At 64.5% G+C, this 14,017-nt stretch carries 14 protein-coding genes; all 14 read left to right on the top strand.

The window, feature by feature from the left end:
- Positions 1-194: 194 nt before the first annotated feature.
- On the top strand, positions 195-4,397 hold the full coding sequence (gene rpoC, locus J2S73_RS18225; protein ID WP_306887084.1) for a DNA-directed RNA polymerase subunit beta': 4,203 nt from the start codon (positions 195-197) through the stop codon (positions 4,395-4,397).
- Between the two features lie 129 nt (positions 4,398-4,526).
- Positions 4,527-4,910, top strand: coding sequence for a DUF4189 domain-containing protein (locus J2S73_RS18220; RefSeq protein WP_306887083.1), 384 nt, complete (start codon positions 4,527-4,529; stop codon positions 4,908-4,910).
- Positions 4,911-5,369: 459 nt separating this feature from the next.
- On the top strand, positions 5,370-5,741 hold the full coding sequence (gene rpsL / locus J2S73_RS18215) for a 30S ribosomal protein S12 (protein WP_306887082.1): 372 nt from the start codon (positions 5,370-5,372) through the stop codon (positions 5,739-5,741).
- 63 nt (positions 5,742-5,804) lie between these two features.
- Positions 5,805-6,275 (top strand): 30S ribosomal protein S7, encoded by a 471-nt coding sequence (gene rpsG / locus J2S73_RS18210; protein ID WP_306887081.1) that lies wholly within the window; start codon positions 5,805-5,807, stop codon positions 6,273-6,275.
- A 33-nt stretch (positions 6,276-6,308) separates the two neighbouring features.
- On the top strand, positions 6,309-8,384 hold the full coding sequence (gene fusA, locus J2S73_RS18205) for an elongation factor G (RefSeq protein ID WP_306887080.1): 2,076 nt from the start codon (positions 6,309-6,311) through the stop codon (positions 8,382-8,384).
- 62 nt (positions 8,385-8,446) lie between these two features.
- On the top strand, positions 8,447-9,622 hold the full coding sequence (tuf, locus tag J2S73_RS18200) for an elongation factor Tu (RefSeq protein ID WP_306887079.1): 1,176 nt from the start codon (positions 8,447-8,449) through the stop codon (positions 9,620-9,622).
- Positions 9,623-9,708: 86 nt separating this feature from the next.
- Positions 9,709-10,017 (top strand): 30S ribosomal protein S10, encoded by a 309-nt coding sequence (rpsJ, locus tag J2S73_RS18195; protein WP_018699166.1) that lies wholly within the window; start codon positions 9,709-9,711, stop codon positions 10,015-10,017.
- A gap of 31 nt (positions 10,018-10,048) precedes the next feature.
- Entirely contained in the window at positions 10,049-10,834 is a 786-nt protein-coding gene (gene rplC, locus J2S73_RS18190; RefSeq protein ID WP_306887078.1) for a 50S ribosomal protein L3, read from the top strand.
- Positions 10,834-11,454, top strand: a complete 621-nt coding sequence (rplD, locus tag J2S73_RS18185) for a 50S ribosomal protein L4 (protein ID WP_306887077.1) — start codon at positions 10,834-10,836, stop codon at positions 11,452-11,454. Before rplC ends, rplD begins: the two co-directional genes overlap by 1 nt.
- The gene (locus J2S73_RS18180) at positions 11,451-11,744 is read left to right on the top strand and encodes a 50S ribosomal protein L23 (RefSeq protein ID WP_306887076.1); all 294 of its coding nucleotides are present in this window, start codon (positions 11,451-11,453) and stop codon (positions 11,742-11,744) included. Before rplD ends, J2S73_RS18180 begins: the two co-directional genes overlap by 4 nt.
- 18 nt (positions 11,745-11,762) lie before the next feature.
- A complete protein-coding gene (gene rplB, locus J2S73_RS18175) occupies positions 11,763-12,596 on the top strand; it encodes a 50S ribosomal protein L2 (protein ID WP_306887074.1) in 834 nt (277 codons plus the stop codon).
- Between the two features lie 12 nt (positions 12,597-12,608).
- Positions 12,609-12,887 carry a 30S ribosomal protein S19 gene (gene rpsS / locus J2S73_RS18170; protein ID WP_306887073.1) on the top strand — a complete coding sequence of 93 codons (279 nt, stop codon included), beginning with the start codon at positions 12,609-12,611 and terminating at the stop codon, positions 12,885-12,887.
- Positions 12,888-12,889: 2 nt separating this feature from the next.
- Complete coding sequence (gene rplV, locus J2S73_RS18165; protein ID WP_306887072.1) at positions 12,890-13,270, top strand: 50S ribosomal protein L22; 381 nt, start codon at positions 12,890-12,892, stop codon at positions 13,268-13,270.
- Positions 13,270-13,983, top strand: a complete 714-nt coding sequence (gene rpsC, locus J2S73_RS18160) for a 30S ribosomal protein S3 (protein WP_306887071.1) — start codon at positions 13,270-13,272, stop codon at positions 13,981-13,983. The genes rplV and rpsC overlap by 1 nt, the downstream gene beginning before the upstream one ends.
- Positions 13,984-14,017: the final 34 nt, after the last annotated feature.

Here is a 14,017-nt window from a genome sequence, read left to right as displayed (position 1 = left end):
AGTCGTGCCGACGCGCGTTCCTCAAGCTCGCGCGCCGACACGGCGACCCGCGCGGATCAGGATCGGATGGCCGGTCCCGCGCGGTGCGAGATCAGGTTGACGGTGCGGCCGAGGCGGACGGTCGCGCATCGGACGGGCGGAGCGGATAAGCGCTCCCGGGCCTGTCCAAGCCCTCGGTGGCGAAGGAGAGCTTTATGAATCAAGAAGTCATGAACCTGTTCAACACGCAGGCGCAGACTCAGGACTTCGATCGGATTCGCATTTCGATCGCCAGCCCGGAGAAGATTCTTTCCTGGTCGTACGGCGAGATCAAGAAGCCCGAGACGATCAACTACCGCACGTTCAAGCCGGAGCGCGACGGCCTGTTCTGCGCGCGGATCTTCGGCCCGGTGAAGGACTACGAGTGCCTGTGCGGCAAGTACAAGCGGATGAAGTACAAGGGCGTCATCTGCGAGAAGTGCGGCGTGGAAGTCACGCTGCAGCGGGTGCGCCGCGAGCGGATGGGCCACATCGAGCTGGCCGCGCCGGTCGCCCACATCTGGTTCCTGAAGTCGCTGCCCTCGCGGATCGGCCTCCTGCTCGACATGACGCTGAAGGACCTGGAGCGGATCCAGTACTTCGAGAACTACGTCGTGCTGGAGCCGGGCCTGACGCCGCTGAAGCCGCTGCAGCTTCTGTCGGAAGAAGAGTACATCCACGCCCAGGACGAGTACGGCGAGGACGCCTTCACCGCCATGATCGGCGCCGAGGCGATCCGCGAGCTGCTGATGAAGCTCGACCTGGAGTCCGAACGTGACCGGCTGCGCGTCGAGATCGCCGAATCCACGTCGGAGCTGAAGCCCAAGAAGCTCGCCAAGCGGCTGAAGATCGTCGAGGCGTTCATCGAGTCCGGCAACAAGCCGGAGTGGATGATCCTGACGCACATTCCGGTGATTCCGCCGGACCTGCGCCCGCTGGTCCCGCTGGACGGCGGCCGCTTCGCGACGTCGGACCTCAACGACCTCTATCGCCGCGTGATCAACCGGAACAACCGTCTGAAGCGGCTGATCGAGCTGCGTGCGCCGGACATCATCATCCGCAACGAGAAGCGGATGCTGCAGGAGTCCGTCGACGCGCTGTTCGACAACGGCCGCCGCGGCCGCGTCATCACCGGTGCGAACAAGCGTCCGCTGAAGTCGCTCAGCGACATGCTGAAGGGCAAGCAGGGCCGCTTCCGTCAGAACCTGCTCGGCAAGCGCGTCGACTATTCCGGCCGCTCGGTCATCGTGGTGGGTCCGGAGCTGAAGCTGCACCAGTGCGGCCTGCCGAAGAAGATGGCGCTCGAGCTGTTCAAGCCGTTCATCTATTCGCGGCTCGACGCGAAGGGCTATTCGTCGACGGTCAAGCAGGCGAAGAAGCTGGTGGAGAAGGAGAAGCCGGAGGTCTGGGACATCCTGGACGAGGTGATCCGCGAGCATCCGGTCATGCTGAACCGGGCGCCGACGCTCCATCGTCTCGGCATCCAGGCGTTCGAGCCGGTCCTCATCGAGGGCAAGGCGATCCAGCTGCATCCGCTGGTCTGCGCGGCGTTCAACGCCGACTTCGACGGCGACCAGATGGCGGTTCACGTGCCGCTCTCGCTGGAAGCCCAGCTCGAAGCCCGCGTGCTGATGATGTCGACCAACAACATCCTGCATCCGGCCAATGGTCAGCCGATCATCGTGCCGTCCCAGGACATCGTGCTCGGCCTCTACTACCTGTCGCTGATGGCCGAAGGCGAGCCGGGCGAGGGAATGGTGTTCGGCAACATGTCCGAGCTGCACCACGCCCTGGAGTCGGGCGCGGTGACGGTGCACACCAAGATCAAGGGTCGCTACCGCGGCGTCGACGCCGAGGGCAACGAGACCATCGAGCTGCATGAGACCACGCCTGGTCGCATGATGATCGGTGACCTGCTGCCGAAGAACCCGGACGTGCCCTTCGACACCTGCAACCGCCTGATGACCAAGAAGGACATCTCGCGGATGATCGACGCGGTCTACCGCGCCTGCGGGCAGAAGGAGACGGTGATCTTCTGCGACCGGATCATGTCGCTCGGCTTCACCAACGCGTTCAAGGCCGGCATTTCGTTCGGCAAGGACGACATGGTGATCCCGGACACCAAGCATGGCCTGGTCGAGGAGACCCAGGAGCTCGTGAAGGAATACGAGCAGCAGTACAATGACGGCCTGATCACCCAGGGTGAGAAGTACAACAAGGTCGTCGATGCCTGGGCGAAGTGCACCGACAGGGTCGCCGACGAGATGATGAAGCGCATTCAGGCGGTTCATCGCGACGAGGCGACCGGGCGTCAGAAGCAGATCAACTCGATCTACATGATGAGCCACTCCGGTGCCCGTGGTTCGCCGGCCCAGATGAAGCAGCTGGCCGGCATGCGCGGCCTGATGGCGAAGCCGTCGGGCGAGATCATCGAGACGCCGATCATCTCGAACTTCAAGGAAGGCCTGTCGGTGCTCGAGTACTTCAACTCGACCCACGGTGCCCGTAAGGGTCTGGCCGACACCGCCCTGAAGACCGCGAACTCGGGCTATCTGACTCGCCGTCTGGTGGACGTGGCGCAGGATTCCATCGTCACGGAGCGCGACTGCGGCTCCGAGCGTGGCATCACCATGCAGGCGATCATCGACGCCGGTCAGGTCGTCGCGACGCTCGGGATGCGCATTCTCGGCCGTACGGCCGGGGAGGACATCACCGATCCGTCGACCGGCGAACTGATCGTGGCGGCGGGCGACCTGATCTCCGAGCGTGACGTCGAGGCGGTCGAGGCAGCGGGCATCCAGTCGGTGAAGATCCGCTCGGTGCTGACCTGCGAAACCAAGAACGGCGTCTGCGCCTCCTGCTACGGCCGCGATCTGGCCCGCGGTACGCCCGTGAACATGGGCGAGGCCGTCGGCGTGATCGCGGCCCAGTCGATCGGCGAGCCGGGCACCCAGCTCACCATGCGTACGTTCCACATCGGCGGTACGGCGCAGGTGGTCGACCAGTCGTTCCTGGAATCGACTTTCGACGGCAAGGTGGTGATCCGCAACCGCAACGTGGTCCGCGACTCCGAAGGCAAGATCATTGCCATGGGTCGCAACATGCAGATCGCGATCGTCGACAAGGACGGCAGCGAGCGGGCGACCCACAAGATCATCTACGGCTCGAGGCTCCACGTCGACGAGGGCGACGAGATCAAGCGCGGTCAGCGTCTGGCCGAGTGGGATCCCTACACCCGTCCGATCCTCACCGAGGTCGACGGAACCGTCGATTTCGAGGATCTCGTGGACGGCGTGTCCGTGACGGAGTCCACCGACGAGGCCACCGGCATCACCAAGCGGTCGGTCATCGACTGGCGGTCCCACACTCGGGGCCAGGATCTGAAGCCGGCGATCGTCATCAAGGACGCCAGCGGCGAGGTTGCGAAGCTGCCGCGCGGCGGCGAGGCGCGCTATATGCTCTCGGTCGAGACCATTCTCTCGGTCGACCGGGGCGCCTCGGTCACGGCCGGTGACGTTCTGGCCCGTATCCCGCTGGAAAGCGCCAAGACCCGCGACATCACCGGCGGTCTGCCGCGGGTGGCGGAGCTGTTCGAGGCGCGTCGGCCGAAGGATCACGCGGTCATCGCGGAGATCGACGGCACGGTTCGGTTCGGCAAGGACTACAAGAACAAGCGCCGGATCATCATCGAGCCCGAGGACGAGAGCCTCGAGCCGGTCGAGTACCTGATCCCGAAGGGCAAGCACATCCATCTCCAGGATGGCGACCTCATCGAGAAGGGCGACTTCGTTCTCGACGGCAATCCGGCACCGCACGACATCCTGGCGATCAACGGCGTGGAGGCGTTGGCCGCCTACCTCGTCAACGAGATCCAGGAGGTCTATCGGCTGCAGGGCGTGACCATCAACGACAAGCACATCGAGGTCATCGTCCGGCAGATGCTGCAGAAGGTCGAGGTGGACGACGCCGGCGAGACCGAGCTGATCACCGGCGAGCAGATCGACCGGGTCGAACTCGACGCGATCAACGAGGCCGCGGTCGATGCCGGCCGCAAGCCGGCGACGGCCAACCCGATCCTGCTCGGCATCACCAAGGCCAGCCTGCAGACCCGCTCCTTCATCTCGGCCGCCTCCTTCCAGGAGACCACCCGGGTGCTGACGGAGGCTGCGGTCAACGGCAAGGCCGACATGCTGGAAGGCCTGAAGGAGAACGTGATCGTGGGCCGTCTGATCCCCGCCGGTACCGGTGGAACGATCAACCGGATCCGCGAGATCGCCACCCGCCGCGACGAGCTGATCCTCGAGGAGCGCCGCAAGCAGCAGCAGGCCCAGTTCGATACCGGACTGATCGAGGACCGGGCGACCCAGCCGGGCGAGTGACCGGCCCACGCCGCACCTGCTTACGACACGACATCGGCCGCGACGGGAAACCGTCGCGGCCTTTTTGTTTTAGTCCCGCTCGTTGACGGCGTTATGGTGCCCGCCGGAGGCCACCGAGGGAGACGCGCAATGAAGATCGCCATCGCAATGTCGACCGCGTTTTTAATGATGCTCGCCGCTTTTCCGGCAGCGGCGGACGACGGGTCCCATGTCGCCGCCGCCGGGACGAAGAGCGGGACGATCGGGTTCGCCGTGGAGGCGACCGCGGACGCCGCCAAGTCCGAAGCGATGAAGGAATGCCAGGGCGCCGATACGGGCGACTGCACAGTGCTTCTGTCCGGTTCGGACATGTGCATCTCGCTCGCCCGGTCCGCCGATCGGAAATCCTACGGCCTCGGGGGCGGCGCCTCGCGCGAATCCTCCCAGACCGAGGCCATGAAGGAATGCGCGATCGACGGCGCGACGGGGTGCAACATTCACGACACCTATTGCGGACCGTCCTCGATCAACTGATCGGGACCCCGAATCGCGCCATGCGATTCCCGGAGCGATCCGGCTGCCTCGGAATCGGCCATGAGCGCATCATGGGCAGATTCAGGGTCGAGTCCTCGATTCCGACCGCGAGTCCGGTCCGTCGAAGCGTGCTTTTGCCGGAAGGCGCGAAAAACCGCACGATTTGCGGCGGGCCCGTCTTGACGGGGGTAGGCTGAGTGAATAAGTTCCGCCCACTTCCGCGGCAGGCGGTAAGCCAATTTTGGATCTAGCGGTCGACGCAGGATCATATCGGCTTAAACGCTGTCGGGTTCATGAGCGACAAAAGCTCGATGCCATGACTGTTCGCTGAAAGGTGGGCAGTCCTCTGGGTTCGTGCGCCGTCCGCATTCGCGAGAGCGAAGTGCGGTCGTCGGCGCTTTTGCTGTCGTGACCAGCCGCGGGAAAGTTTTGGGTTCGGGCACAACGGAACGGATAGGTATGCCGACCATCAACCAGTTGATCCGCAAGCCGCGCAAGGCGCCGGCGAAGCGCAACAAGGTTCCGGCCATGGAGGCCAACCCGCAGAAGCGCGGCGTCTGTACGCGCGTCTATACGACGACGCCGAAGAAGCCGAACTCGGCGCTGCGTAAGGTTGCCAAGGTCCGTCTGACGAACCAGTACGAAGTGATCGGCTACATTCCTGGTGAGGGTCATAACCTCCAGGAGCACTCGGTGGTCATGATCCGCGGCGGCCGCGTGAAGGACCTTCCGGGCGTGCGCTATCACATCATCCGTGGCGTGCTCGACACCCAGGGCGTGAAGGATCGCAAGCAGCGCCGTTCGAAGTACGGCGCCAAGCGGCCGAAGTAAGGAAAAACCCTCCGGCGCGGATGCGCTGCCGGAGGACCGGGAAAGTTTCGGAGACGCGGAAACATGTCACGCCGTCACAGCGCCGAGAAGCGCGAGATCATGCCGGACCCCAAATATGGGGACATCGTCATCACCAAGTTCATGAACTCGGTGATGTACCACGGCAAGAAGTCGGCCGCGGAGCGGATCGTCTACGGGGCCCTCGATGCGATCGAGGGAAAGACCCGGCAGGATCCGGTCGGCGTCTTTCACGAGGCGCTCGGCAACGTCATGCCGCAGGTCGAGGTCCGTTCGCGGCGCGTCGGCGGTGCGACCTACCAGGTGCCGGTTGAGGTCCGCCCGGAGCGCCGTCAGGCGCTGGCGATCCGCTGGCTCATCACGGCCGCGCGCAAGCGCAACGACAAAACCATGATCGACCGGCTCTCCGGCGAGCTCCTCGATGCCGCGAACAATCGCGGCACCGCAGTCAAGAAGCGCGAAGACACGCACAAGATGGCGGAAGCCAACCGCGCGTTCTCGCACTATCGCTGGTAATCGGTCGAAGTTCAGGTCAGGAAGGCTCGAGCCATGTCCCGCACCCATAAAATGGAAGACTACCGGAACTTCGGCATCATGGCTCACATCGATGCCGGCAAGACCACGACGACCGAGCGGATTCTGTTCTACACCGGTCGCAGCCATAAGATCGGCGAAGTCCACGACGGCGCCGCGACCATGGACTGGATGGAGCAGGAGCAGGAGCGCGGCATCACGATCACGTCGGCCGCGACGACCGCTTACTGGCAGGACAAGCGCCTGAACATCATCGACACGCCCGGCCACGTCGACTTCACCATTGAGGTCGAGCGGTCCCTGCGCGTGCTCGACGGTGCCATCGCGCTCCTCGACGCCAACGCCGGTGTCGAGCCGCAGACGGAGACCGTGTGGCGCCAGGCTGACAAGTATTCCGTTCCGCGGATGATCTTCGTCAACAAGATGGACAAGCTCGGCGCGGACTATTTCCGCTGCCTGAAGATGATCGAGGAGCGGCTCGGGACGAAGCCGCTGGTCATGCAGCTTCCCATCGGCGCCGAGAGCGAGTTCGCCGGCTGCATCGACCTTCTGCGCATGCAGGCGATCGTCTGGGAAGACGAGTCGCTCGGCGCGAAGTTCAACTACCAGGACATTCCGGCCGATCTCGTCGATCAGGCCAAGGAGTATCGCGAGAAGCTCATCGAGACCGCCGTCGAAGCCGACGACGACCTGATGGAAGCCTATCTGGAAGGCAATGAGCCGGACCTGGAGGCGCTCAAGCGCGTCATCCGCAAGGGCACGATCGACAACACCTTCGTTCCGATCTTCTGCGGCTCCGCGTTCAAGAACAAGGGCGTGCAGCCGCTGCTCGACGCCGTCGTCGACTTCCTGCCGAGCCCGATCGACGTGGAATCGATCCGCGGTATCGACGTGAAGACCGGCGAAGACGTGAAGCGCCGCTCGTCGGATGACGGCCCGCTGGCCATGCTCGCCTTCAAGGTGATGAATGACCCGTTCGTGGGCACGCTCACCTTCTGCCGTATCTATTCGGGCAAGCTCGACCAGGGCGGCAGTGTTCTCAACACGGTGAAGGAGAAGCGTGAGCGCGTCGGCCGGATGCTGCAGATGCACTCCAACTCCCGTGAAGAGATCAAGGAAGCCTATGCGGGCGACATCGTCGCTCTCGCCGGCCTCAAGGAGACGACCACGGGCGACACGCTGTGCGATCCGAACGCACCGGTGATCCTGGAGCGCATGGAGTTCCCGGATCCGGTCATCGAGATCGCCATCGAGCCGAAGACCAAGTCGGACCAGGAGAAGATGGGCCTCGCCCTCAATCGCCTGGCGGCGGAGGATCCGTCCTTCCGCGTCAAGACCGACGAGGAATCCGGCCAGACCATCATCGCCGGCATGGGCGAGCTTCACCTCGACATCCTGGTCGACCGCATGAAGCGGGAGTTCAAGGTCGACGCGAACATCGGTCAGCCGCAGGTCGCCTACCGCGAGACGATCACCAAGTCGACGGAGATCGATTACACCCACAAGAAGCAGACCGGCGGTACCGGCCAGTTCGCCCGCGTCAAGCTGGTGATCGAGCCGAACGAGACCGGTGCGGGCTTCTCCTTCGAATCGAAGATCGTGGGTGGCGCGGTTCCGAAGGAATACATCCCGGGCGTCCAGAAGGGCATCGCCAGCGTGATGACCTCCGGTCCGATCGCCGGCTTCCCGATGGTGGACATCCGGGCCGAGCTGATCGACGGCGCCTACCACGACGTGGACTCCAGCGTGCTCGCGTTCGAAATCGCCTCCCGGGCCGGTTTCCGCGAGGCGATCCAGAAGGCCGGTCCGCGGCTTCTCGAGCCGATCATGAAGGTCGAGGTCGTGACGCCGGAAGAGTACGCCGGAACGGTGATGGGTGATCTCAACTCCCGCCGCGGACAGATCCAGGGCACGGAAGCCCGGGGCATCGCGTCGGTGGTGAATGCCTTCGTGCCGCTCGCGAACATGTTCGGCTACGTCTCGAACCTCCGGTCGATGACCCAGGGGCGTGCCCAGTACACGATGCAGTTCGACCACTACGAGCAGGTGCCGCAGAACGTCGCTGACGAAGTTCAGGCGAAGTTCGCTTAACACCTGCGTGACGCAAACGAAGATCTGGTTGAAACAGATTTAAGACCGAATGGAGTACGCCGATGGCGAAGGAAAAGTTTTCTCGCACGAAGCCGCACGTGAACATCGGGACGATCGGCCACGTCGACCACGGCAAGACGACGCTGACGGCGGCGATCACCAAGTATTTCGGTGACTTCAAGGCGTACGATCAAATCGACGCGGCTCCGGAAGAGAAGGCGCGCGGCATCACGATCTCGACGGCTCACGTCGAGTACGAGACCGACGCGCGGCACTACGCCCACGTCGACTGCCCGGGCCACGCCGACTACGTGAAGAACATGATCACGGGCGCGGCGCAGATGGACGGCGCGATCCTGGTGGTGTCGGCCGCCGACGGCCCGATGCCGCAGACCCGCGAGCACATCCTGCTCGCCCGCCAGGTCGGCGTGCCGGCGCTGGTGGTGTTCATGAACAAGTGCGACCAGGTCGACGACGAGGAGCTCCTCGAGCTCGTCGAGATGGAAGTGCGCGAGCTGCTGTCGTCCTACGAGTTCCCGGGCGACGACATTCCGATCGTGAAGGGGTCGGCGCTGGTGGCGCTGGACGCGGGCGATCAGAAGCTGGGCGAGGGCGCGATCCGCGAGCTGATGGCTGCGGTGGACGAGTACATCCCGACGCCGGAGCGTCCGATCGACGGTGCGTTCCTGATGCCGATCGAGGACGTGTTCTCGATCTCCGGCCGCGGCACGGTTGTGACGGGTCGCGTCGAGCGCGGCGTCGTGAAGGTTGGCGAGGAAGTCGAGATCGTCGGCATCCGCGACACCAAGAAGACGACGGTGACGGGCGTGGAGATGTTCCGCAAGCTGCTCGATCAGGGCGAGGCGGGCGACAACATCGGTGCTCTGCTGCGCGGCGTTGGCCGCGAGGACGTGGAGCGCGGCCAGGTTCTGTGCAAGCCGGGGTCGGTGACGCCGCACACGAAGTTCAAGGCCGAGGCGTACATCCTGACGAAGGAAGAGGGCGGCCGTCACACGCCGTTCTTCACCAACTACCGTCCCCAGTTCTACTTCCGCACGACGGACGTGACGGGCGTGGTGGAGCTGCCGGAAGGCACGGAGATGGTGATGCCGGGCGACAACGTCGCGATCACGGTGTCGCTGATCGTGCCGATCGCCATGGAAGACGGCCTGCGCTTCGCCATCCGCGAAGGCGGCCGCACGGTCGGCGCCGGCGTCGTCGCCTCGATCATCGAGTAGGTCTGAACGTTAATCTGCCGGGCGCGTCCGGTCTCAAGGACGCGCCCGCTTCATTTCCCGATGCGGGCTTAAAGGCGCGATAGAAAATGAACGGCCAAAATATTCGCATCCGTTTGAAGGCGTTCGATCACCGGGTGCTCGATACTTCGACCAAGGAGATCGTGCACACGGCCAAACGAACGGGCGCCCAAGTGCGCGGCCCTGTGCCGCTGCCCACCCGGATCGAGAAGTACACGGTGAACCGCTCGCCGCACATCGACAAGAAGAGCCGCGAGCAGTTCGAGATCCGCACGCACAAACGGCTCTTGGACATCATCGACCCGACGCCGCAGACGGTTGACGCGTTGATGAAGCTCGACCTCGCCGCCGGCGTGGACGTCGAGATCAAGCTTTAAGGCACGGGCCAGAGGAACGAGAGGCGCGGCTATGCGCTCTGCAGTGATTGCACAGAAGGTCGGGATGACCCGCATCTACACGGAAGCCGGCGAGCATGTGCCGGTGACCGTGCTTCGGGTCGAGAAGTGCCAGGTCGTGGCGCACCGGACCGAAGAGAAAGACGGTTACACCGCACTCCAGCTCGGCGCGGGCTTCGCCAAGGCGAAGAATACGCCGCGGGCGATGCGTGGCCACTTCGCGGTGGCCAAGGTGGAGCCGAAGCGGACGGTGGTGGAGTGCCGGGTCAGCCCCGACAACGTCATCGCGGTCGGCGCCGAGTTGACGGCGGACCACTTCATCGCCGGACAGTTCGTCGATGTCAGCGGGACGTCGATCGGTAAGGGCTTCGCCGGCGCGATGAAGCGGCACAACTTCGGTGGTCTTCGTGCCACCCACGGCGTGTCGATCTCGCATCGTGCCCACGGTTCGACCGGTCAGAACCAGGACCCGGGCCGCGTCTTCAAGAACAAGAAGATGGCCGGCCACATGGGTGACGAGCGGGTCACGACCCAGAACCTGAAGGTGGTGCGCACCGATCCGGAGCGCGGACTGATCATGGTTCAGGGCGCGGTTCCCGGCGCCAAGGGCGGCTGGATCCTGGTCCGCGACGCGGTCAAGAAGAAGCTCCCCGACGAGGTTCCGACCCCGGGTGCGTTCCGTCTGCCCGACAACGACGAGGGCACGGCGCCCCAGTCCGACGTTCCGCCGGCAGAGGTTGTGGACGCTCAGCCGAGCGAAACCGGCGCGGAAGACGCCGCGGGTAAGGAGAACGGGTGATGGATTTCGACGTCAAAACGCTGGATGGCGGGTCCGACGGCAAGATCACCGTCTCCGACGAGATCTTCGGTCTCGAGCCGCGCCAGGATCTGGTGCAGCGGGTGATCCGCTGGCAGCTGTCCAAGCGCCAGGCCGGCACGCACAAGACCAAGACCCGTGGCGAGATCAACGCCACCGGCAAGAAGATGTACAAGCAGAAGGGCACCGGTCGTGCCCGTCACTCCGATCGCAAGGCGCCGCAGTTCCGCGGTGGCGGCAAGGCGTTCGGTCCGGTGGTGCGCAGCCACGCCCACGATCTTCCCAAGAAAGTCCGGGCGCTCGGCCTGAAGCACGCGCTGTCGGCCAAGGCGCGTGACGGCAAGGTGATCGTGCTCGCCTCTGCGGAGACGGATGCGACGAAGACCAAGGCGTTGCGCGAGAAGCTGGCCGGGCTCGGCCTGGCCAATGCGCTGATCGTCGACGGTGCCGAGCAGAACGACGCCTTCGTGAAGGCGGCGCGGAACATCCCGCACCTGGATCTGCTCCCGGTCGCCGGTATCAACGTCTACGACATCCTTCGGCGGGACACGCTGGTCCTGACCAAGGCGGCCGTCGAAAGCCTCGAGGAGCGGTTCAAATGACGGACCTGAAGCATTTCGACGTGATCCTGTCGCCGGTGATCACCGAGAAGGCGACCATGCTCTCCGAGCATAACCAGGTCGTCTTCAAGGTGGCCAAGACGGCGACGAAGCCGGAAATCAAGGCGGCGGTCGAGGCCCTTTTCAAGGTCAAGGTCACCGGCGTGAACACCCAGGTCCGCAAGGGCAAGGTGAAGCGGTTCCGCGGCACCATCGGCCGGCAGTCGGACGTCAAGCGCGCGATCGTGACGCTGGCGGAAGGCCAGTCGATCGACGTGTCGACCGGACTCTAAGACGGAAAGGCAGAAGCCATGGCACTGAAGACCTACCGTCCGACCTCTCCGGGTCAGCGCCAGCTCATCACGGTCGAGCGCGGTGACCTCTGGAAAGGCAAGCCGGTCAAGACCCTTACCGAAGGGCTGACCAAGTCCGGCGGCCGCAACAATGCCGGCCGCAAGACGGCGCGCCATCGTGGCGGCGGACACAAGCGCACCTACCGCGTGATCGATTTCAAGCGGCAGAAGTTCGACGTTCCTGCGAAGGTCGAGCGCCTGGAATACGACCCGAACCGGTCGGCGTTCCTCGCTCTGGTCCGCTACGAGGATGGCGAGCTCGCCTATATCCTGGCGCCGCAGCGGCTCGCCGCGGGCGACACGGTCGTGGCCGGCAAGCAGGTCGACGTGAAGCCGGGCAACGCGATGCCGATCGCGTCGATGCCGGTGGGCACGATCGTCCACAATGTCGAGCTGAAGCCGAAGAAGGGTGGTCAGCTGGCCCGTTCGGCCGGGACCTACGCCCAGATCGTCGGTCGCGACCAGGGTTATACGGTGATCCGTCTGTCGTCGGGCGAGCAGCGCCGCGTTCCGGGCCAGTGCATGGCGACGGTCGGTGCGGTGTCCAACCCGGATCACTCGAACACGAACATGTCGAAGGCGGGCCGCTCGCGCTGGCTCGGTCGGCGTCCGCAGACGCGTGGTGTCGCGATGAACCCGTTCGACCATCCGCATGGTGGTGGTGAGGGTCGCACGTCGGGTGGTCGTCACCCGGTCACCCCGTGGGGCAAGCCGACCAAGGGCAAGCGGACGCGGCAGAACAAGGCGACGGACAAGTACATCGTCCGCAGCCGTCACGCCCGCAAGAAGTAAGAGGATCGAACCGTGGCTCGCTCTGTTTGGAAAGGCCCCTTTGTCGACGGCTACCTTCTCAAGAAGGCTGAGAAGTCGCGCGCATCGGGCCGCAACGAGGTGATCAAGATCTGGTCGCGCCGGTCGACGATTCTGCCCCAGTTCGTGGGCCTGACGTTCGGCGTCTACAACGGCCAGAAGCACATTCCGGTTCTCGTGAGCGAGGACATGGTGGGTCACAAGTTCGGCGAGTTCGCGCCGAGCCGCACCTACTATGGCCACGGAGCCGACAAGAAGGCGAAGAGGAAATAACGATGGGCAAGCCCTCCCGGGACCGGGCGCTCAGCGAAACCGAAGCGCGTGCTGTGGTGCGTCGGCTCAAGATCAGCCCTCAGAAGCTGAATCTGGTGGCCACGATGATCCGCGGCAAAAAGGCGTCGACGGCGCTCGCCGATCTTCAGTTTTCGCGCAAGCGGATCGCCAAGGATGTCCGCAAGGCGCTGGAGTCCGCGATCGCGAATGCGGAGAACAACCACGACCTCGACGTGGACGCCCTGGTCGTCTCGGAGGCTTATGTGGGCAAGGCACTGGTGATGAAGCGGTTCCACGCCCGTGGCCGCGGTCGGGCCGGACGGATCGAGAAGCCGTTCTCCAACCTGACCATCGTGGTGCGTGAAGTCGAGGAGGCCGCCTGATGGGTCACAAAGTCAATCCGATCGGTCTGCGTCTCGGCATCAACCGGACCTGGGATTCCCGCTGGTTCGCCGATCGCGGCGACTACGGCCGGCTGCTCCACGAGGATCTGCGGATCCGCACGGTGCTGCTTGAGGAGCTCAAGCAGGCTGCGGTGTCGAAGATCGTCATCGAACGCCCCCACAAGAAGTGCCGGGTCACGATCCACACGGCGCGTCCGGGGGTTGTCATCGGCAAGAAGGGCGCCGATATCGATCGCCTGCGCAAGAAGATCGGCGAGATGACCTCTTCTGAGGTGCACATCAACATCGTCGAGGTGCGCAAGCCGGAAATCGACGCGACCCTGGTCGCGCTGTCGATCGCGCAGCAGCTGGAGCGCCGCGTCGCGTTCCGCCGGGCGATGAAGCGCGCGGTCCAGTCGGCGATGCGCCTGGGCGCCGAAGGCATCCGGATCAACTGCGCCGGCCGTCTGGGGGGTGCTGAGATCGCGCGGACGGAATGGTACCGCGAGGGCCGTGTCCCGCTGCATACGCTGCGTGCCGACATCGATTACGGCACGGCGACGGCGAAGACGGCGTACGGCACCTGCGGCGTGAAGGTCTGGATCTTCAAGGGCGAGATCCTTGAGCACGATCCGATGGCGTCCGAGCGCCGGCAGGCCGAGGCCGCCGAGGCTGGCGGTGGCGGCGGTGGTCGTCGTCGCAACGAGAACTAAGCTGACGGCGGATTTGAGAGAACGAGAGCAGACA

Source organism: Amorphus orientalis, assembly GCF_030814015.1.
In the GTDB taxonomy this organism is placed as follows: Bacteria; Pseudomonadota; Alphaproteobacteria; order Rhizobiales; family Amorphaceae; genus Amorphus; species Amorphus orientalis.
Note: the sequence above shows the minus strand (reverse complement) of the source record. Positions and strands in the feature narration are given on the sequence as shown.